This window comes from Corynebacterium sp. HMSC063G05 (assembly GCF_001810555.1).
Classification (GTDB): domain Bacteria; phylum Actinomycetota; class Actinomycetes; order Mycobacteriales; family Mycobacteriaceae; genus Corynebacterium; species Corynebacterium jeikeium_D.
In genome coordinates this window covers 51,684-72,163 of the sequence record NZ_KV801830.1, presented here as the reverse complement: position 1 = coordinate 72,163, position 20,480 = coordinate 51,684, and the positions used below count along the sequence as shown (strand labels likewise).

Below are 20,480 nucleotides of genomic sequence, written 5' to 3'. Positions count from 1 at the left end.
GTTATTAGCTAGTTTGGGCGGGGGAAAAATCGGCAAAAGTCGGGGTAGGGGCGTTTTTATGGTGGGGGAGAGGGTTTATGCAGCGACGACGTCAGAAGTGGCTAAAATGCGATAACCTGAGAAAAGGCGGAGAAAAGACCTAGGTAACCTGTGAAAATCCCCACCCAAAAGGGGGAAAAATGTTTACCAGGCGCTGTGTGACTTTAGAGTGAATATGACACTGGAGGTGCCATGACTGTTAAAAGTTCAAACCGTGACGCAATCGCGCACGGCAAAATTAATGTAGAACCGCTGCGCGAGCAGCCTAAATACCCTTCATGGGCTCTGAAGCTGACCATGGCCGTCACTGGCGTGCTGTTTGGCCTCTTCGTTATTGTCCACATGCTGGGTAACCTGAAAATTTTCGCTGGCGCGGAAGATTTCAACGCATACGCGACCTTCCTGCGCACTGTCGGTGCTCCGGCAGTGCCGAACGAGGGCATTCTGTGGATTTTCCGCATTGTCCTGCTGGTAGCTATTGTCCTGCACATTTTCGGTGGCCTCACCCTGGCTGCACGTGCTAAGCAGTCCCGCGGCAAGTTCCGCCGTCAGGGCATGGTGTCCAGCTGGAACACCTTTACTGCACGTTCGATGGTGATCACCGGCATTGTGCTGCTGGCCTTCATCATCTTCCACCTGCTGGACCTGACCATCGGTGCTGGCGTTGCTCCGTCTTCTTTCGAGCACGGTGAGGCATACCAGAACGTGGTTGCGTCCTTCTCGCGTCCGGGTGTTGTTGTTTGGTACATCATTGCGCAGCTTGCTCTGCTGCTGCACCTGTCCCACGGTCTGTGGACCGCTACTTCCGACCTCGGTATCACCGGTAAGCGCTGGCGCAAGGTTCTGCTGTTCCTGTCCGGCCTGCTGCCGCTGCTGGTTGTTGTCGGCAACATCTTCATCCCAGTCGCCGTCCTGACCGGTCTGGTCTCGTAGGTCGAGGAGGAAATTTACTATGACTAACACTGAAGCAACCGTCGCTGCGGACTTCCGCGCGCCGGAAAGCGCTGTCGACGGGGTCAAGATCGGCAAGGTTCTGTCCGATAACTCCCCGGGTGACAAGGTCTCCATGAAGGACCACTGGCAGTACCAGAAGGATCACGCCAACCTGGTTTCGCCGCTGAACCGTCGTAAGTTCCGCGTCATGGTCGTCGGTACCGGCCTGGCTGGCGGCGCTGCCGCTGCTGCCCTCGGTGAGCTCGGCTACGACGTGCAGGTTTTCACCTACCACGACGCTCCGCGCCGTGCGCACTCCATTGCTGCACAGGGTGGTGTCAACTCCGCTCGCGGTAAGAAGGTCGACAACGACGGCGCTTACCGCCACGTCAAGGACACCGTTAAGGGCGGCGACTACCGCTGCCGCGAGAACGACTGCTGGCGTCTGGCTGTCGAGTCCGTCCGCGTCATCGACCACCTGAATGCAATTGGTGCTCCGTTCGCTCGCGAGTACGGCGGTACCCTGGCAACCCGTTCTTTCGGTGGTGTGCAGGTCTCCCGTACGTACTACACCCGTGGTCAGACGGGTCAGCAGCTGCAGCTGTCGACTACCTCGGCTCTGCAGCGTCAGATTGGTCTCGGCAACGTCGAGATCTTCACCCACAACGAGCTGGTTGACATCATCGTCGCCGACGGCCGTTGCCAGGGTGCCATCATGCGTAACCTCATCAATGGTGAGCTGACCGTTCACACTGCTCACGCAGTTATTCTGGCTACCGGCGGTTACGGCAACGTCTACCACATGTCCACGCTGGCCAAGAACTCCAACGCTTCGGCCATCATGCGTGCATACGACCAGGGTGCTTACTTCGCATCCCCGTCCTTCATCCAGTTCCACCCGACCGGTCTTCCGGTTAACGCGCACTGGCAGTCGAAGACCATTCTGATGTCCGAGTCCCTGCGTAACGACGCACGTATTTGGACCCCGAAGAAGAAGGGCGACGAGCGCCCGGCCAACGACATCCCGGAGGACGAGCGCGACTACTTCCTGGAGCGTCGCTACCCGGCATTCGGTAACCTCGTCCCGCGTGACGTCGCTTCCCGTGCCAACTCTCAGCAGATTAACGCCGGCTACGGTGTTGGTCCGCTGAAGAACTCCGTCTACCTGGATCTGCGTGACGCAATTGAGCGCCTGGGCCAGCCGGTCATCAAGGAACGCTACTCGAACCTGATTCAGATGTACGAAGAGGCAATCGGTGAGGACCCGTACAAGGTTCCGATGCGTATTGCTCCGACCTGCCACTTCACCATGGGTGGTCTGTGGTCTGACTTCAACCAGATGACCTCCATCCCGGGTCTGTTCACCGGTGGCGAGGCATCCTGGACCTACCACGGTGCAAACCGTCTTGGTGCAAACTCCCTGCTGTCCGGTTCGGTCGACGGTTGGTTCACCCTGCCGTTCACCATTCCGAACTACCTTGGCCCGCTGCTCGGTACCGACCGCCTGGCTGAGGATGCCCCGGAGGCCAAGGAAGCACTGGACCGCGCTCAGGCTCGCCTGGACAAGCTGATGAGCATCCAGGGTAAGCACGGCGCTGAGTACTTCCACCGTCAGCTCGGTGAGATTCTCTACCGCGACTGTGGTGTGGCTCGTAACAAGGAAGACCTGGCTCGCGGTATCGAGGAGATCCGCGAACTGCGTAAGGCATTCTGGTCTGACCTTTTCATCCCGGGTGAGCCGAACGAGATGAACCAGCAGCTCGAGTACGCTAACCGCGTTGCTGACTACATCGACCTCGGTGAGCTCATGTGTGTCGACGCCCTCGACCGCGATGAGTCCTGCGGTGCTCACTACCGCGATGACCACATCTCCGAAGATGGCGAGGCAGAGCGCGATGACGCTAACTGGTGCTTCGTTTCCGCATGGGAGCGAGGCAACAATGGTCCTGCATGGGATCAGTCCGGTCACGAATTCATTCGCCACGCCGAGCCGCTCACCTTCGAAGCCGTCCCGCTCATGACAAGGAACTACAAGTAATGAAACTGCACCTTGAAATCTGGCGCCAAGCAGGTCCGAACGTCGAGGGACACTTTGAATCCGTTGACGTTGACGACGCCGTCGCAGAGATGTCGATCCTGGAGCTGCTTGACCACGTCAACTCCAAGTACGTCGAGTCCGGCAAGGAGCCGTTCGCGTTCGCATCTGACTGCCGTGAGGGTATCTGTGGTACCTGTGGTCTGAACGTCAACGGTCGTCCGCACGGCCCGGGCCAGAACACCCCGACCTGTCAGCAGCGTCTGCACCAGTTCAGCGATGGTGACACCCTGAAGATCGAGCCGATGCGCTCCGCCGCATACCCGGTCATCAAGGACATGGTCGTTGACCGCTCCGCTCTGGACCGTGTCCTCGAGCAGGGTGGCTACGTCTCCATCAACGCTGGTACCGCTCCGGATGCAGATACTCTGCACCTGAACCACGAGACCGCTGAGTTCGCACTTGACCACGCAGCCTGCATCGGCTGTGGTGCTTGTGTGGCAGCTTGCCCGAACGGTGCTGCACACCTGTTCACCGGCGCAAAGCTGGTTCACCTCTCCCTGGTCCCGCTGGGTAAGGAAGAGCGTGGCAAGCGTGCCCGCAAGATGGTTGACGAGGTCGAAGGCACCTTCGGTCCGTGCTCCCTCTATGGTGAATGTGCTGACGTCTGCCCGGCCGGTATCCCGCTGACTGCGGTTGCCGCCGTTACCAAGGAACGAGCTCGTTCGTTCTTCCGCGGTAAGGACGACTAAACTCTTTCTCGATTAGAGTTTTCCAGAAGGGACATAGATTATGGCGAATGCAGTCAAGCGTTACCAGGGCGAAGAGCACTTCGTCGACGGTTACGTGCCTCAGAGCATGAATGCCGAATACTCCTCGCTTCACAAGAGCATTACCTGGATTGGCATGGGACTCATGCTCGCCTCACTGGCGGCTTGGGGCACCTTCATTTTCGGTCTCGCAACGACCGTTTTTGCCGACCAGACTGCTGCCTCTCACAGCAATGGTTTCCTGGCTAAGGATGCCGCCAACTACACCGACTACACCGGTGGTTGGAACTTCGACGGCAGCGTGTTCATGTGGGCTGGCCTGGTAGTTGCACTGGTTATGGTTATTGCGGGTGTGGCCTGCATCTCCATCGGTCGTCGTGACTACAAGGCTTACCGAAAGGAATTCGGCACTCACCACTAAAGGCTCGCCCCAGTTTAAAGGGGCTCGCCTCTAGTCGGATGCAACGCTAGCCTTTTGAACTAGCACCTCCACAGTTGATGCCACCGTGCACAGTGTGCTGAGGTAGGGAAGTACTGAGAAGTACCTCTCTCACCAACAGCGGACTGCGGCGCGGTGGCATTTTCGCGTTTTCGGCGCCTAATCTATACACATGGATAACAACCCCGCTAAGCTCCCGGCAGCTGTCGATTCGGTCTCGGACCGTCTCGAAGTTCCCGGGCCATCACCTGAGGTTGAAGCGGAAAAACGTGCGCAACTGCGTAAGGCCAAGGCCTTCGCTACGATGCTGCTGGTCATCGCAACCGCTGTGTATTTCACATGCCGCGGTATTGAATCTTCACACTTATCCGCAGGCGAAGTTGTGCCCGCGTGGGTGGGCTACGTTCGCGCTGCTTCTGAGGCCGGCATGGTCGGTGCCCTCGCCGACTGGTTCGCTGTCGTAGCTCTGTTCCGCCACCCGCTCGGCATTCCTATCCCACACACCGCTATCGTCCGCCGCAAGAAGGACCAGGTCGGTGAGTCCCTGGCGCAGTTCGTCGGTGACAACTTCCTGAACCCCGCTTTGATTGTAGACAAGGTGCGCAAAGCCGAGATTCCTGAACGGATCGGTGAATGGCTGGTAGCGCCGGGAAACGCCGACAAAGTGTCAGCAGAGGTCGGTAAGTTCACCGGAAATGTGCTGGAGGCGATTAATCCCGACGATGCCGCCGCAGTGCTGAAGTCAGCAGTCATCGACGAAGTTGCAGCTCCGGAGTGGGGACCACCAGCGGGTAAGGTTCTCGAGCAGCTGATTGAAGAGGGGCGCACCGAGCCCATCGTCCAGCAGATGGCTGAGTGGCTGCACCGGAAGTCGCTGGGCTCCCAGAATCTTATCGACCGCCTCGTCGGAGAGCGCGCCCCATCCTGGGCGCCGAGCTTTGTCAACGATCTCATCGGCGACAAGGTCTATCGCGAGTTGGTTGATTGGACCTGGCAGGTGCAGCATGACCCTAAGCACGACGCGCGCTTGGCACTCCACCGCTTCCTCACGCAGCTCGCCATAGACTTGCAGAACGACGAGAAGACCATCGCCAAGGTCGAAGAAATTAAGACTGACATTCTTTCGTCCGCCGCCGTCACACAGGCGCCGGCGAAGATTTGGGCATCAACATCCGCAAAGCTTGTCGACGCTGCCCGAGACCCGGACTCCCTGCTCCGTCGGAAGGTCTCGGAAACGGCCGCCCGCTACGGCGAGCGGATCCAGTCTGATCCTGAGTTGCGCAAACGAATGGACCGCCGTTTGGAAGCGGCTGTCGTCTTCATCGCTGAGAATTACGCGGGCGAGATTACCTCGATCATTTCCGAGACCGTCGAGCGTTGGGACGCCGATGAGGCTTCCGACAAGATTGAACTGATGGTCGGTCGCGATCTGCAGTTCATTCGCGTTAACGGCACTGTTGTCGGATCACTGGCCGGTTTGGCTATTTACACCCTGTCGACCTTGGTGTTTGGGGCTATTTAGCAGCACAACCCAGCACATCAGACCGTGTGCGTTAGCATGTAAAAAGCAATGCATCCCTGTTAAAGGAGTTGTTCCCCCGGTGCGCCTGTTACCATCTTTGCCCAGTCTTGCGGATTCGCCGCTGATGGCAATTTCCGTCTATGTGGACGTCCTGTTTCAGTTCGCCATTCCGTTTGTCATCGGCATCTTGGCGCTAATCGGTGCGGTGCTTGTCATCACCACCCGCGCGGATGCCTTTGACGCTGCAGACCGCAAGAGCCGCAACGTCTGGGCCGGCATGCTGGTCGGTTCGGCTATCTTCCTACTCCTGCCGTGGCTGGGCTGGGCAATGCTGGGCATCCCGCTGATTGCCGGACTAGTCATCACGGGGATTTACTGGTTGGATGTTCGCCCACAGATCAAGGACATTTTGTCGAACGCACAGGGCGGGTATTAGTCCCGGGCGGGTGCTAGCCCAGGGCGGGTGTTAGCCCGCACAACTGAGAAAGTGTCTGGGTTTATGACAGTTTCTGGGTGAAAAACCCGGTGATTTTGTCATAAACCCAGACACTTTCTTTCTGGGGGAGGGGATAGGGATAGGTCTGGCTCCCCGAAAACCTACTGGAACACCACGGTAACCTACTGGAACACCACGGTGCGGTTGCCGTAGACCTGCACACGGTCCTCCAGGTGCCAGCGCAAACCGCGGGCGAGGACCTGCTTCTCCGCATCGCGCCCCTCACGCTGCATGTCCGCAGCGGTGTACTTGTGGGAGACACGCATGACGTCCTGCTCAATAATCGGGCCGTCGTCGAGGTCCTCAGTGGCGTAGTGGCAGGTGGCACCGATGAGCTTCACACCACGTCGATAAGCCTGCAGGTACGGGCGCGCGCCCATGAACGACGGCAGGAAGCTGTGGTGGATATTGATTGCGCGGCCTTCCCACTTCTCGCACAGATCCGGCGGCAGAATCTGCATGAAACGTGCGAGCACGATGGCATCCGGGTTTTCGGCATCGACAATCTCGGCGACCTCATCGAATGCCTTACGCTTGCCGACGGCATCCTTGGGGAAGGGCACGTGGTGGAAGGGAATGTCATACGCTGCGACCAGTGGCTCCAGATCGCGGTGGTTACCAATTACTGCAGCGATTTCCATCGGATAGTCGGACTGTGCGACGCGGCCGAGCAGATCCTGCAGGCAGTGGCCTTCCTTGGTCACCAGGATGACAGCGCGCTTCGGGACAGCGTTGTCGGTGACCTTCCAGCGGACCTCAGGGCCCCAATCACCGACGAGCTCAGCGAACTTCTCGCGCAGCTCTTCTACCGTCAGGTCGAGAGCGTCGGCGCGGACCGCCTGGCGAGTGAAAAACCATCCGGTCTCCGGGTCGGAGAAGAAGTCCGCCTCGGTAATCCACGCACCTATGTCGGACAGGAAGGTCGACAGGGTGGAAACGATACCGGTACGGTCTGGACAGCCGAGCGAGAAGATGTACTGGCGCTCGGTGGGAGTACCGCTATTTGCGGTGATGAGAGAGCGAGTCATTCTCGGTATCTTACCTGCTAGCTAAAGGTAAGTTCGCTCACGGTCGACAAAGGCAGATTTGCGCCCGTCAGCGTCAACGCCAGGCCCTCCCCGGTGACGTGCGCTTCCTCCACCTGCATACCGTGGCCGATGTCGTAGCTCAACAGCGTACCGCTCGCTTCTCCCAGCCAGCCGGCCAGGCCATCGAGGTTTAAGCCGAGGATTGAGCCGCCCTCCAAGTTGATTTCGATATGACCGCCGTTGGCAATCGGGCGGAACTTGGAGGTCGCAAATCCGGAGGCGAATTCAATGTTGAACAGGCCTTCGTCCGGCAACGGCGTGATTGTGGAAGCGCGTACACCGCTTTCCCGGTTAATTAGCGCCTGCAGCAGTTGAGGTGGGATTGTGACGTCTACTCGCAGCGACTCTGCCGTCGGATCCGCACGATTGCTCAGATCCACGTTTTCCAGGTGCACTTCCGCTGCCGGGTCACCGTTGATCTCCGGTGCGCCACCCAGCGCCTCCGGGTTCTTGACCTCCAGTGTGTTCGGAGTGGACAGATCCATCGAGGGCACTGACTTGGTGGCCAAGGCGAGCAGCATCGGGCGGGTGCCGAAAGAAACCTTGGGGTCTTCAGTGACCGTCGCACCACGCTCTTCGGCGGAGGTGCGGTAGCCGTCGGAAATCTCCTTGCTCACGAACATCCGGACGCCGATTTCGCCGGCGATCGCAATGAGCGCCACCACGATGATGACACCGAGGACGGTGGGCAGGACTTTGACGCTCGACGAGCGTTTAGCAGAACTCATGGTTCCCAGTCTTGCTTAACGACGGCTCCGTCGCTACCACTTATCTTCGCCCGGTATCCGTCCCCTCGGTGTCGCCCCGGAGTGCCCCCCCCCAGTGCGCAACCTACTTAGCGACGTAGTCCGCCAGCACAGCGGTCTCAGCGTTGAGGACGCGTTCCAGGTACGGAGCTGCCTTCTCCTCGAGCTTGCCACCGAGCAGCGGCACGTTGATGGAGAACTCGGAGTTGGTGGTCAGCACTGAACCTTCACCCTGGGCGGTGAGCTTCTGGGACGCACTGAAGGACGCCGGTACGCCCGAAGCTTCTGTGGTCACGGTGGAGGTCGCGCCGTCGTCGTTAAGCGGGCTGATGACGAACGTGCGCGTCATGCCGACCCCGGACTTGACGAACTTCTGTGCCTGCGCCGGAATCTTGTCAGCAGAGACGGTCTGGCGAATCACGACGGTGGTGCCAGCGTCGGTGGTCTCGAACTTTTCCACCTTGCCGTCAGCCGCCGAGAAACGGTTTGCGACCTTCTCCCAGAAACCGGCGTCGGTGAGGGCCTCGTAAACCTTCTCAATCGGCTGGTCGAAGTTGACGGTGTGCGTGTTAGTCGTAGTCATGCGCTTGATGATACGTAATTTGCACTACGCTAGGGGCGTGGAAAATCTCGACCAATCGCCGAACCCAATTCACCTGACCTCCGACATGGAAGAAGCCATCGATGGGCTTGCGGGGCTAGAGGGGGTGGAGCTCAGCACGCATACCGCTTTCGCGGATTTGACGACGCTCCGCCTCGGCGGGGTGCCGCGTGCCGTCGTCCGGTGTAGCACGACGGACGCTGTGGTCGATGTTGTACGCGCGCTTGACGACGCTAACGTGCCCCTCCTCATCGTGGGAGGCGGATCCAACCTGGTGGTAGCCGATGAACTCGAGCCGCTGGTGGCCGTGGTGATCGAGGCCGACAACGTGACCATGAGCACTCGCGGACACGGGCTGGAGTCCGTGTCGGCCATCGTGGAGGCCGAGGCCGGTGCGGTCTGGGACGAGGTCGTGGCGATGAGTGTCGACGCAGGTTTTGGCGGCCTTGAATGCCTATCGGGTATTCCGGGATCGGCCGGAGCCACTCCGGTGCAAAACGTTGGCGCCTACGGTGCTGAGGTGTCGCAGGTCCTGGACTCGGTGCAGCTTTACGATCGCGCAACCGGCTCGGTCGAGTGGGTGGAACCGGAGTCTCTCGACCTTTCCTACCGCTACTCGAACCTGAAGTTCACCGCACGGGCAGTGGTGCTGGCCGTGCGGTTCGAGCTCAGTGTGGATGGCATGTCCGCGCCACTTCGCTATGGCGAACTGGCGCGGCGCCTGGGCGTCGACGAGGCCGAGGCTGCGGCTGGCGAGATTCGCAGGCCGGCTGAGTTGGTGCGCGAAAAGGTGCTTGAGCTGCGTCGGGGCAAGGGCATGGTGCTCGAAGATGCTGACCGCGATACCTGGTCGGCGGGTTCTTTCTTTACCAACCCGATTATTCCGGAGAACTCGGTGGAGGCCGTGCGTGCAAAGGTTGCCGCGCTGCGTGGGGCCGATGAGGCCGCGAATATGCCCGCATTCCCCGCTGGCCCCGGCCACGAGGGAGCCGTGAAGCTCTCGGCGGCGTGGCTTATCGAGCGCGCCGGGTTCCCCAAGGGCTACCCCGGTGACGGTGCGCCCGCGCGACTGTCGACTAAGCACACTCTTGCCCTGACCAACCGCGGGGAGTCCGGCGACGGTACGCCTACGACCGCCGCCGACTTGGTGGCTTTGGCGCGCGATGTGCGCGCTGGTGTGGAAAAGGCCTTCGGCGTGACCCTGGTGCCCGAGCCGGTGTGGGTCGGCGTGAGCATCGATTAGGCCCGCGGCGGGTGGCTGATGGCCAGTGGGGGCGGACTGGAGAGGCTGGCGTGCCTGATGGGGCTGGCGGGCTTGATGGGGGCGCTGGAGCCGCTGGAGCCGCTGAGTAGTCCTCAGTTTGCGCTCCCGGGCCTTCTCCCAATGGCGGGGATAGAGAAAGTGACTAGGTTTATGACACGTGAATATTATTCACCCTCAGTTTTTTGTCATAAACCTAGTCACTAAGTCTGGGGGGGGGAGCCGGGGTCCGCCTTAAAGGGATAGGAGCCCGCTCTACTCAGGCCCCTATCCCAACTACAAAACCACCGTGAACTAATGGTGCTTGCGGTGGGAAAGCGAATCGACGCTCTGGCCCTTCTGCTCCAGCTGCGTGAGCAGCACGTCGCGGACATCGCGGCGGCGGACCTTGCCCATCTGGTCGCGAGGTAGTTCCTCCAGGTGGAAGAATGCGCGCGGCACCTTGTACCGGGTCAGGTTGTCGTAGCAGTGGTCGCGGTAGGCGTCGGAATCCAGTCGGGCGTAGTCAGCAAGGGTGATGGCGGCCACGACCATCTCGGAGCCGTCACTCTTCGGCAGGCCGACGACCGTGGCATCGGTGATGTCCGGGTGGGAGAGCAGTACTTCCTCGACCTCGGCCGGGTAGACATTGAAGCCACCGGTGATGATGACCTCCTTGATGCGGGCAACCAGCTTGATGAAGCCGTCCGACTCCATGACTCCGACATCGCCGGTGCGGTACCAACGGTCGCCAGCGGGAAGCTCAGCAGGCCCATCGGTGAAGGACTTCTCCGTTGCCTCCGGGAGGTTGAGATAACCGGCGAAAACCTGTGGGCCTCGGACGATGACCTCGCCCTCCTCGCCGTCAGCGCGGAGTTTGGTGGGATTTTCGGGGTCAACGATGGCAACCTCGGTGTCGGGGAATGGCAGGCCAACGTAGCCCGGGCGGCGGTTGCCGTCCATCGGGTTGCCGACGATAATCGGTGACGTTTCGGTGAGGCCGTAGCCTTCGACAAGGCGCCCGCCAGTGAGTTTCTCCCACTTCTGCACAAGGGAAACCGGCAGGGTAGCAGCACCGCAGAAGGCGAACTTCACGCCGGAGAGGTCGACATTATCGCGCTCGGCGGCTTCGACAATCTTCTCGTAGAGAGTCGGCACACCAGGCACCCATGTCGGGCGATTGTTCTTCATCACCTTCATAATCAGCGGAATCTCCGGTGCCGGCACCAGCACCAGTTCAGCGCCAATCAGCATGGACAAGTTGGTGACAATGGTCAGGCCGTAGGCATGGAACATCGGCAGAACACCGAGGGAGATCTCCCGCTCCTTGCCAAGGCCCGGCACCCAGGCCTTGCCCTGCAGAATGTTGGCTACCAACCCCTGGTGACTCAACTGCGCGCCCTTTGGCGAGCCCGTGGTGCCAGAGGTGTACATCATCACTGCAGTGTCATCGGCAGTGATGGATTCATCGGCCTGGAGGTCGTGGCCGTCTCCGCCGACGGCGTCGTGAAGCAAAGCGTCAAAACCCATGACCTGCGGTGCGGAGGAGTGCAGCTTAGCGCGGGCGGCGCGGAGTTTCGGCAGCGGGATCGACAGGGCGGTGCGCATGACAAACGGCAGGTCCTGCAGCATATTGACCGCGATGATGGTCTCGAGCGGGGTGTTGTTGCGGAGGTCCTCAAGTACGGGGACGATCTTGTCCCAGCAGATGGCAAAGCGGGCGCCGTGGTCGTTGAATGGGTGGCGCAGTTCGTGGGCGGTGTAGAGGGGGTTGTGCTCTACGGCAACAGCGCCGAGGTGCAGAACTGCCCAGTAGGCGATGACGTGCTGCGGGCAGTTCGGCATGAGCAGTGCCACGCGATCGCCTTTGCGTACGCCAAGTGCGCGCAGGCCGGCGGCAACGCTGCGAACCTTGGCATCCAGCTCGGCGTAGGAGGTGGAGCGACCGAAGAAGGTCAATGCCTTGCGGCGCGGGTGGTTGCTCAGAGTGTGGCGGTAGACGTCTAGGAGGGTGTCGAAGTTGTAGTCGATGTGGGGTGGGGTCCACTCCGGATACAGGTTCAGCCAGGCCTTGGAGGCCGCAGCGTTGGGTGTGGAACCGTGAGCTGGGGCAGAGTCATTTGCAGCGTGTGAGCTGGATGTATCGGCCATGGGATCCTCCTAGGTTTTTGTTTATCGCCTGACTATGTCGTGAGGTGATAATAACCTACGACGTAGTAGGTATCGACCTCTATTGTGCCGTACGTCGCACTGCGATGCCGGAATTCCTATACACGTATTTGAGGTACTCATTTGCGGGGTTGCCCCTGGCATAGGCACTCTGGGCAGTATGAGCGAAACATTTCCGGCGGCAACGGCGGGCGCAGACGCGGCCACCTCTAACACCCCGGCGTGGCCGAACCGCATCGCGATGATCTCCATGCATACCTCTCCGCTGGAGCAACCGGGCATCGGTGACGCTGGTGGCATGAATGTCTACGTGCTGCGCACCTGCGAGGAGCTGGCGCGACGCGGTGTGAAGGTGGATGTTTTCACCCGCGCCACGCGTTCCAGCGATGGGCCGGTGATTCAGGTCAGTGAGAACTTCCGCGTCATCAACATTGTGGCTGGCCCATATGAGGGGTTAGAGAAGTCAGACCTGGCTACGCAGATGCCGGCCTTTGCCGGTGGGGTCATTGAATTCGCCCGCAAACAGGGGATTGAATACGACCTGATCCATTCGCACTACTGGCTCTCTGGACAGGTGGGGTGGCTGCTGTCGGATTTGCTTGACATTCCGTTTGTGCACACGGCGCACACGCTGGCGGCAGTGAAGAATCTCCATCTGGCGGAGGGAGATACGCCGGAGCCGGAGTCTCGGCGTATCTGTGAGCAGCAGATTGTGGACAATGCGTGCCGGCTCATCGTCAACACCGATGCCGAGGCTAAGCAGCTCGCGGATCTCCACGATGCCGACCCGTGGCGCATCAATGTCGTGCCGCCCGGGGTGGACGTGGAGCTCTTTTCGCCGGGCAGTGATCGTGCCACCGAGCGGTCCCGTCGTGAGCTGGGCATCCCGTTGCACACTAAGGTCATTTTGTTCGTCGGCAGGTTGCAGCGGCTGAAGGGCCCGCAGGTATTGCTGCGGGGTGTCGGTGAGCTCATGCGTCGCCATCCCGCCACTAATGTCCGAGTGATTATCTGCGGTGGACTTTCCGGTTCTGGGCTGCATGCGCCCGACGAATTCACCAATCTCGCCGCGGAAGAGGGGATCGACCACCTGGTCCGTTTCATGCCCCCGCGCCCGCCGCAGGACCTGGCGAAGCTCTACCAGGCCGCAGATATTGTCGCCGTGCCCAGTTACAACGAAACTTTCGGGTTGGTGGCGATGGAGGCTCAGGCCACCGGTACTCCCGTTGTCGCGGCGAATGTCGGCGGACTCTCCATCGCTGTCGATGATGGGGTCAGCGGTTTGCTTGTCGACGGTCACGAGCCCGCAGCCTGGGCCGATGCCCTCGGTCGCCTGGTGGAGGACGACGAGCTGCGCATTAAGTTGGCCACCCAGGCGCGCGAGCACTCCTTGGAGTTTTCCTGGCAAAAGACCGTGGATCGGTTGGCCGATGTCTATCATCGAACCGAACTCCAAAAGGAAAATTGTCCCGGCTCTATCCGGGATGCGGGCGGCTCCCGGTAGGTTTCGTTAGCTTCAGTACCGCCAGAGCCGTAGCCACAAAAGCAGGGAGATGATTCATGATGAGCACGGACATCCAAGTACAGCTGAAATCCCTCGGTGAGCAGCTGGAACGCCTCGGTGTCGAGCATGGTATTGCAGACAATGCCGCCGTGGTGGTCCTGCCTGGTAAGAAGAAGCTCAAGACTGTCGTCGGCCTCATCCCGGCGCCGGACTCCCTGCGTGTTGAAGCCTTCGTCTGTCGCGCGGTCGAAGAAAACCACGAGGCCGTTTACAAGTGGTTGCTACAGCGCAACCGTCGTCTGTTCGGCATCGGTTACACCATCGACGCCGCCGGCGACATCTACCTGGTCGGTCAACTGCCCGCTGAGCTTTCCGACGATGACCTCGACCGTCTCCTCGGTCAGCTGCTGGAGACGGCCGATGGGGACTTCAACCAGATCCTCGAACGCGGCTTTGCATCGGCAATTAAGCGCGAGTGGGAGTGGCGGGTTGACCGTGGGGAAAACCTGGCCAATCTGGAGCAGTTCCGCCACATGGTTGAGTAGCCGGGGGTAGCAACCCACATAGCGGGGCAACGAACGGCGGGCTTTCCAGTTTTGGGGCACAATTGGGGGTATGAGCAATGGAAAACTGATTCTTGTCCGTCATGGCCAGAGTGAGTGGAACGCATCCAACCAGTTCACGGGCTGGGTCGACGTTGCACTGACCGACAAGGGCCGCGCTGAGGCAGTACGTGCCGGTGAGATGCTCGTAGAGGCAGGCCTGAAGCCACAGGTTCTCTACACGTCGCTGCTGCGTCGCGCAATTAACACCGCACACATTGCCCTGGATACCGCTGACCTGTTGTGGATTCCGGTTATCCGTGACTGGCGTCTGAACGAGCGCCACTACGGTGCTCTGCAGGGTCTGAATAAGGCAGAGACCAAGGAGAAGTACGGCGAGGACCAGTTCATGTCCTGGCGTCGCTCCTACGACACTCCGCCGCCGGAGCTGTCGGATGACAGTGAGTTCTCGCAGGCTAATGACCCGCGTTACGCCAACCTGGATGAGGTTCCGCGCACGGAGTGCCTCCTGGACGTCGTGAAGCGTTTCATTCCTTACTTTGAAGAGGAAATCCTGCCGCGTCTGAAGGCCGGTGAGACTGTCATGGTGGCAGCTCACGGTAACTCCCTGCGTGCACTGGTCAAGCACCTGGACAACATCTCGGACGAGGACATTGCCGCTCTGAACATCCCGACCGGTATCCCGCTGGTTTACGACTTTGATGCTGAGGGCAAGGTTTTGAACCCGGGTGGCACCTACCTGGATCCGGAAGCTGCAGCTGCAGGTGCTGCTGCTGTTGCTGCTCAGGGCAACAAGTAAATATGTAGGTGTTTGATAGGCCGATAAGGGGCGCAGCCAAGTGGGGCTGTGCTCCTTGGTCTATTTAGAGCTAGCTAGCGCAATGATTTTTCAGCGCGCGCGGACTGTGAAAAGAGCTTAGGGTAAGACCCGTGTCAAAAATCATTATCGCCGCTCTATTAGGTGCTGCGGTTATGGCAGCTGTGCTGATTCTTGGTGGAGTTGTCTCGGGTGCCTATAACGCCGCTCGGCGTCAGAAGAGCGACGAGGAAAGTTCAATAACCACCATGGCGCAGGTCATGCACCTGGCCATTCAGAAGTCTCCGACGGGTGTGGTGGTCGTTGACATCTCGCGTGATTTGATTTTGTCGAACTCCATGGCGCACAAGTTGGGGCTGGTCTATGAGCGCCGCCTCAATGACGTGGGCTGGGAAGCTGCGCTCAAGGTCTTTGACTCGCAGGAGGACCAGGAGCTAACGCTGGTGCTGCCGTCGCGCCGGGCGGGGGCGCCGGACACAATTGTCCGCTGTCAGCTAACTCCGTTGTCGCTGGTGGACGACCGTTTTGTGGTGATTTATGCGGCGGATGTCTCCGAACAGGCCCGTATGGAGGCCGCGCGACGTGACTTTGTGGCTAACGTTTCCCACGAGCTCAAGACTCCGGTGGGGGCCATCAGCCTCTTGGTCGAGGCGCTGAATGAAGCTACCGACGATCCGGTTGCCGTGCGTCACTTCAGTGAGAGCCTGACGCAGGAGTCCAAGCGGATGTCGACCATGATTACGGAGCTCATCTCGTTGTCGAAGCTGCAGGGGGCAGAGCCGCTGCCGGACATGTCTCCCGTGAGGGTTGAAGAGATTGTCCAGGGAGCTGTGCGTCGTAACCAGATGCTCTCGGAGCAGGCGGGTATTGAAATCACCGTTGACTGTGAGCCGGATTTGGTGGTTGAAGGTGAACGCAGCCTGCTGATCACCGCGGTGTCCAACCTGATTTCAAATGCGATCAACTACTCGCCAGAGGCCACGCCTGTATCTGTGACTGCGGTCAAGGAGGATAACGACACCGTCGCTATCCGCGTCACTGACCGCGGTATCGGCATTTCCCAGGCGAATCAGAAGCGTATCTTCGAGCGCTTCTTCCGTGCGGATAAGGCACGCTCGCGGGCGACAGGCGGTACCGGTCTGGGCTTGGCAATTGTTAAGCACGTCGCAGCGAATCACAAGGGAACCGTGAAGCTGTGGAGTCGGCTGGGCACAGGATCGACCTTCACCATTGAGCTCCCGCTGATGGAAAAGAACGGTTCCGCGTCGAATGATGGCGATGTATCTGCACGTTTGCCAATCGGCCACACCCAGCCTGCGGGTAAAATTGCGGCTAAGAAAAACGCGCAGCGAGGTACGGGCAAAACCCGTGGCAAGGATAAGGATTCCCAGAACAAGGATTCCAAGGAAGGAATGAAGTAATCCGTGACTGAGGTACTTATTGTCGAAGACGAGACGGCTTTGGCGGAGCCGCTTGCGTTTCTGCTGCAGCGCGAAGGATTCGAGGTGCGGATGGCCGCTGACGGCCAGGAAGCACTTGCAGAATTCTCCAAGGCAGAACCGGACATTGTGCTGCTGGACCTCATGCTGCCAGGTATGAGTGGCACCGAGGTCTGCAAAAACATCCGCTTAAAGTCCTCTGTCCCAGTGATTATGGTGACCGCCCGTGACACTGAGATTGACAAGGTCGTCGGCCTCGAAATTGGTGCGGATGACTATGTGACCAAGCCGTATTCCTCCCGGGAGCTTATTGCCCGTATCCGGGCTGTGCTGCGCCGCGGTCGCCACGACGACTCCGACGATGTCGAGGATATCTACGAGGAGGTCTTGCGCGGCGGCCCGGTCGTGCTGGACGTCGAGCGCCATGTAGTCACCGTTGACGGCGATGATGTCGCAATGCCGCTCAAGGAATTCGACCTGCTGGAGTACTTGCTGCGCAACCGTGGTCGTGTGCTAACCCGTGGCCAGCTCATCGACCGCGTCTGGGGCTCCGACTACGTCGGCGACACCAAGACGCTGGACGTACACATCAAGCGCCTGCGCTCCAAGATCGAGCGCAATCCTTCCTCGCCGGAGTTCCTGGTCACCGTTCGCGGCTTGGGTTACAAGTTCGAGGACTAGCTCAGCAGACTGCTGCCGACAATCTCCGCCGGCGGTCTGAGAAACCTCGACTTAAACCTCGTCCGGTGCCAGCCCCTCGGCCGCTGCGCGTGTGGCCGGGTGAATCGCCAGCAGTGGGTAGCCACTCGGCCCGAAAACCTTGGCCGCGCCCGCTGCTTCTCGGGCACGGCAGTGCTCCGCGAGAATTTCGTAGCACTCTTCGCCGATGAGCTCTATTAGTTCGGACTTGTGCGTGCGCCACACCGGCTCGCCACCGGTATGTGTGGCCGGCGCGCCCGTGCAGAACCACTCAAAGTCCTCGCCGCCATCGCCCCAGGCACGACGATCATATTCAGTAATGGTCGTGCGCAGAATCTCCTGGCCGTCTGGGCGTTCCTCCCAGTCCTCCAGTCGGCGCAGCGGCACCTGCCAGCACACATCCGGCTTGACCTTCACGGGGTCAATGTCGTTGGCCATTGCCCACTGGTGGATGGCACAGCCCGCACCATTGCGCCACCCGTCACGGTTGGCAAAAATGCAGGCATTCTTCACGACCTTCGTTTTCAGAGCAGGCTCAGGCTCTCCGTTTTCGTCGTCAAGCTCGTCCCACACTAACCACGGTTCCAACGGTTCGGAGGGGTCGGTTTCGTAGGTTTCGAGCCACTTCAGGGTTTGTTTGGGGCGGTTCTGCCACCACTGGGGCTCTGCGGAGTCGCCTTCCATTCGCTTTACGACGTCAATAACCCTCTCGCGGTCTTCTTCGTCGGTGATAAAGGCGCCATGGCCGCAGCATCCGACATCCGCGTTCGCGGAGTCGATGCCCTGGCAAGCGGAGGTGCCGAAAGCGCATTGATAGGAGCTCATCAACCAGGTTAGGTCGCAGGTGATGATATGTTCTGGGTCCTCCGGGTGGGCGAACTCGAACCACTCGCGGGGAAAGTCATAGGCGACTTCAGCGGGAGACGGTTGCGGTCCGCGACCGGGGCGGGGGTGGGGTTGATTCACACCAATACACCGTAGACCGTCTAACCTACTAAGAGTGAGATTAGGTGTATTAGATGTAGGTAGTAATACCGTCCACTTGGTGATGGTGGACGCCCGCCGGGGCGGACATCCGACTCCGATGAGCGATTCCAAGTCGACGATGAAGCTGGTCGAGTACCTGGATAAGGACAACAACCTGTCCAAGAAAGGTATTGACAAGCTGACGGGCTACGTCGCTGAATCCAAGGAATTGGTTGAGCAGATGAAGTGCGAAGAGATGATTAGCTTCGCCACTTCAGCTGTTCGCGATGCCACGAATGCGGACGAGGTTCTCGCCCACGTTGAGAAAGAAACTGGCATTAAGCTGCAGATTCTCTCCGGTGAGGATGAGGCTCGTCTGACCTTTTTGGCAGTACGGCGCTGGTACGGCTGGTCTGCTGGTCGTCTAATCAACCTGGATATCGGTGGCGGTTCTCTTGAGCTGACGTCGGGTACTGATGAAGATCCGGAGGCGGCGTACTCGCTGCTGCTCGGTGCGGGACGGTTGACCCACGAGTGGTTCGAGACCGATCCGCCGGAGCGCAAGAAGATTGACCTGCTGCGCGATTACATTGATGCTGAGCTCGCTGAGCCAGCGCGTCATCTGCGTACGCTTGGTGAGCCGGACTTGGCTGTCGCCACCTCGAAGACTTTCCGCACTCTCGCCCGCCTGACCGGTGCGGCGCCTTCCGCTGCTGGTCCCCGGGTTAAGCGCACTCTGACTGCCGCTGGTTTGCGCCAGTTGATTGCGTTTATTTCCCGCATGACGGCGGCTGACCGTGCTGAACTTGAGGGTGTAAGTGCGAATCGTTCTCACCAAATTGTCGCAGGTGCTCTTGTTGCAGAGGCTAGTATGCGAGCATTGGGATTAGAGAAGGTCGAGATTTGTCCTTGGGCGCTGCGCGAGGGCATCATCTTCCGACGACTGGACAGTGACCTATACGGAAAGGGTTGAGATGAGCGAGGAAAAGCTCACCGTTGCCGAACTGCTGGCGCGGCGGCAGAAGGAGGGAGCCCCCTCTGAACCACCGCGGCGCCGCCGTCGACGCAGCCTTGAAGAAGGCGGTGTGTCTGTTCAGGAACTCACCGGCTCAATCCCTCGTGTAAAGGCCGACGAACCGCGACGTGGTGCTCACGCTCTTTCCAACGCAGACGACGATCAGACGACTACGAGTGATTTGCTTGCCGACGAAGCTGCGGCCAACGCCGCCGACGAAGCGCAGGCAACCGAACCGGAGGTAGAAGCTCCGGAGCACTCGGAGGCTGTCGCTGAGCCAGTGGTAGTTGCTGAAGGGGCGGATTCGTCGGAGCATGAGGTTCAAGCTGAGGCCGAGGCTGAAGCTGCTGCTCAGGAAGAAGAGGAGTCGGAATTAGCTGAGGCTGATGCCGAAGTCGCTGGTGCCGAGGTCGCTGAGGCCGAGGTCGCGGAGGCCGAAGCTGACGAGGTTGCCGGAGTTGCTGAAGAACCGGCTGCACCGGTTGCACCGGCAGCTCCGCAGCAGGAGCAAGCCGCGCAGAGCACACCAACTGCGCAGCCAGCAGCCCCTGCGGTGCCATTGGCAATTCCGATGGAACCCCGTCCGGTCATGGTCAACTCCGAGCGTTCGGAGATTACCTATACCTTCACCGAGCTGCGTGACATGGCAGACGAGTCGCAGCAGCTTGGGGAGCCGGGGCCAGTCGCTCGTGCAGTACTCACCGGTTCCAACGCTTACGACGACCGTCCGACTGCCTCCATTCCGGTTGTCCAGGACAATGTCGACGAATCGTCTGAGGCATCCGCTGAATCGGATGACGTTGACGGTGAACAGCTTGCTGAGGCTGAAGCCGCTCAGGAAACCGCTACCTTCGAGGCTGCCGACGCTGACGCCGATACCGGTGCCGCTTCCAAGGCGGCAGTGGCAGCCGCTGTCGCTCCTGAAGTTGCACAGGCAGAAGGCGCACAGGCCGATATCGAGCAGACCGAGGACGCCCCCGCTGAGGCTGCACAGGTCGAGACCACACCGACCCAGGCCGCAGCTGACGAGAAGCAGGCGGAGCCCCGGGACGTCGTTAAGCGTGAAGAATCCAAGAGCTCCAAGGGCAAGGCCGTCGCGCGCGATGGCTACGCCGAGGACAATTCCCTCTCGGTGCCGTTGCTGCTAATCCAGGTCTTCGTGGGTCTGATTGCTGGTGCATTGGTGTTCCTGGGCTTCACCATGGCCTGGTCGTCGCTGCCAAAGATTGTGGTTGTCATCATGGCTCTCGTGGTTGCTGGTGGCTTCGCGGGAATGGCGAACTACCTGCGCCGTGAGAAGGACAAACTGACACCGATTCTCGCGGGACTTGTCGGTTTGGCGCTGACATTTGGCCCCTGGATCCTCTTCCAGTTGTAGTGGGGCCAACAGAATAATCAT

General features: G+C 59.9%; 19 protein-coding genes. 14 read left to right on the top strand and 5 right to left on the bottom strand.

Annotated features, from left to right (window positions below; genetic code table 11):
• Positions 1 to 231 precede the first annotated feature (231 nt).
• From HMPREF2751_RS00345 to HMPREF2751_RS00320, 6 genes are all read left to right on the top strand, one after another.
• The gene (locus tag HMPREF2751_RS00345; RefSeq protein ID WP_070595096.1) at positions 232 to 972 is read left to right on the top strand and encodes a succinate dehydrogenase cytochrome b subunit; all 741 of its coding nucleotides are present in this window, start codon (positions 232 to 234) and stop codon (positions 970 to 972) included.
• Between the two features lie 19 nt (positions 973 to 991).
• Entirely contained in the window at positions 992 to 3,010 is a 2,019-nt protein-coding gene (locus HMPREF2751_RS00340; protein WP_016421965.1) for a fumarate reductase/succinate dehydrogenase flavoprotein subunit, read from the top strand.
• Positions 3,010 to 3,759 (top strand): succinate dehydrogenase/fumarate reductase iron-sulfur subunit, encoded by a 750-nt coding sequence (locus HMPREF2751_RS00335; protein ID WP_016421966.1) that lies wholly within the window; start codon positions 3,010 to 3,012, stop codon positions 3,757 to 3,759. The genes HMPREF2751_RS00340 and HMPREF2751_RS00335 overlap by 1 nt, the downstream gene beginning before the upstream one ends.
• A gap of 40 nt (positions 3,760 to 3,799) precedes the next feature.
• Positions 3,800 to 4,198 (top strand): hypothetical protein, encoded by a 399-nt coding sequence (locus HMPREF2751_RS00330; protein ID WP_049172374.1) that lies wholly within the window; start codon positions 3,800 to 3,802, stop codon positions 4,196 to 4,198.
• 190 nt (positions 4,199 to 4,388) lie between these two features.
• Positions 4,389 to 5,738, top strand: a complete 1,350-nt coding sequence (locus tag HMPREF2751_RS00325) for a DUF445 domain-containing protein (RefSeq protein WP_070595094.1) — start codon at positions 4,389 to 4,391, stop codon at positions 5,736 to 5,738.
• A gap of 79 nt (positions 5,739 to 5,817) precedes the next feature.
• Entirely contained in the window at positions 5,818 to 6,174 is a 357-nt protein-coding gene (locus HMPREF2751_RS00320; RefSeq protein ID WP_016421969.1) for a DUF2516 family protein, read from the top strand.
• 182 nt (positions 6,175 to 6,356) lie between these two features.
• Here the strand turns inward: HMPREF2751_RS00320 and purU are convergent, their stop codons facing one another.
• The 3 genes from purU to HMPREF2751_RS00305 all read right to left on the bottom strand — a co-directional run bounded on the left by purU (position 6,357) and on the right by HMPREF2751_RS00305 (position 8,651).
• Positions 6,357 to 7,262, bottom strand: coding sequence for a formyltetrahydrofolate deformylase (purU, locus tag HMPREF2751_RS00315; RefSeq protein ID WP_016421970.1), 906 nt, complete (start codon positions 7,260 to 7,262; stop codon positions 6,357 to 6,359).
• A 17-nt stretch (positions 7,263 to 7,279) separates the two neighbouring features.
• Positions 7,280 to 8,050: an LmeA family phospholipid-binding protein gene (locus HMPREF2751_RS00310; protein ID WP_016421971.1), complete on the bottom strand. Its 771-nt coding sequence runs from the start codon at positions 8,048 to 8,050 to the stop codon at positions 7,280 to 7,282.
• Positions 8,051 to 8,153: 103 nt separating this feature from the next.
• Positions 8,154 to 8,651: a DUF2505 domain-containing protein gene (locus HMPREF2751_RS00305; RefSeq protein ID WP_049189515.1), complete on the bottom strand. Its 498-nt coding sequence runs from the start codon at positions 8,649 to 8,651 to the stop codon at positions 8,154 to 8,156.
• Positions 8,652 to 8,736: 85 nt separating this feature from the next.
• On the opposite strand from HMPREF2751_RS00305, the gene HMPREF2751_RS00300 reads away from it, so the two are divergent.
• Positions 8,737 to 9,912, top strand: a complete 1,176-nt coding sequence (locus tag HMPREF2751_RS00300) for a UDP-N-acetylmuramate dehydrogenase (RefSeq protein WP_070595110.1) — start codon at positions 8,737 to 8,739, stop codon at positions 9,910 to 9,912.
• 312 nt (positions 9,913 to 10,224) lie between these two features.
• Here the strand turns inward: HMPREF2751_RS00300 and HMPREF2751_RS00295 are convergent, their stop codons facing one another.
• Positions 10,225 to 12,060: a long-chain-fatty-acid--CoA ligase gene (locus HMPREF2751_RS00295; protein WP_080969550.1), complete on the bottom strand. Its 1,836-nt coding sequence runs from the start codon at positions 12,058 to 12,060 to the stop codon at positions 10,225 to 10,227.
• A gap of 259 nt (positions 12,061 to 12,319) precedes the next feature.
• Between HMPREF2751_RS00295 and mshA the strand changes: the two genes are divergently transcribed.
• The 5 genes from mshA to HMPREF2751_RS00270 all read left to right on the top strand — a co-directional run bounded on the left by mshA (position 12,320) and on the right by HMPREF2751_RS00270 (position 17,082).
• Positions 12,320 to 13,582 (top strand): D-inositol-3-phosphate glycosyltransferase, encoded by a 1,263-nt coding sequence (gene mshA / locus HMPREF2751_RS00290; RefSeq protein ID WP_172620248.1) that lies wholly within the window; start codon positions 12,320 to 12,322, stop codon positions 13,580 to 13,582.
• 59 nt (positions 13,583 to 13,641) lie between these two features.
• Positions 13,642 to 14,127, top strand: coding sequence for a type III secretion system chaperone family protein (locus HMPREF2751_RS00285; RefSeq protein WP_049172367.1), 486 nt, complete (start codon positions 13,642 to 13,644; stop codon positions 14,125 to 14,127).
• A 70-nt stretch (positions 14,128 to 14,197) separates the two neighbouring features.
• A complete protein-coding gene (locus HMPREF2751_RS00280) occupies positions 14,198 to 14,944 on the top strand; it encodes a phosphoglyceromutase (RefSeq protein ID WP_016421977.1) in 747 nt (248 codons plus the stop codon).
• A 131-nt stretch (positions 14,945 to 15,075) separates the two neighbouring features.
• Positions 15,076 to 16,383 (top strand): sensor histidine kinase, encoded by a 1,308-nt coding sequence (locus tag HMPREF2751_RS00275; RefSeq protein ID WP_069359363.1) that lies wholly within the window; start codon positions 15,076 to 15,078, stop codon positions 16,381 to 16,383.
• A 3-nt stretch (positions 16,384 to 16,386) separates the two neighbouring features.
• Positions 16,387 to 17,082: a response regulator transcription factor gene (locus HMPREF2751_RS00270; RefSeq protein ID WP_016421979.1), complete on the top strand. Its 696-nt coding sequence runs from the start codon at positions 16,387 to 16,389 to the stop codon at positions 17,080 to 17,082.
• 51 nt (positions 17,083 to 17,133) lie between these two features.
• On the opposite strand, the gene HMPREF2751_RS00265 is transcribed toward HMPREF2751_RS00270, so the two are convergent.
• Positions 17,134 to 18,066 (bottom strand): DUF3109 family protein, encoded by a 933-nt coding sequence (locus HMPREF2751_RS00265; protein WP_070439088.1) that lies wholly within the window; start codon positions 18,064 to 18,066, stop codon positions 17,134 to 17,136.
• A gap of 34 nt (positions 18,067 to 18,100) precedes the next feature.
• Between HMPREF2751_RS00265 and HMPREF2751_RS00260 the strand changes: the two genes are divergently transcribed.
• Entirely contained in the window at positions 18,101 to 19,039 is a 939-nt protein-coding gene (locus HMPREF2751_RS00260) for a Ppx/GppA family phosphatase (protein ID WP_161798518.1), read from the top strand.
• Position 19,040: 1 nt separating this feature from the next.
• The gene (locus HMPREF2751_RS00255; protein WP_070595092.1) at positions 19,041 to 20,459 is read left to right on the top strand and encodes a hypothetical protein; all 1,419 of its coding nucleotides are present in this window, start codon (positions 19,041 to 19,043) and stop codon (positions 20,457 to 20,459) included.
• The last annotated feature ends 21 nt before the right edge of the window (positions 20,460 to 20,480 follow it).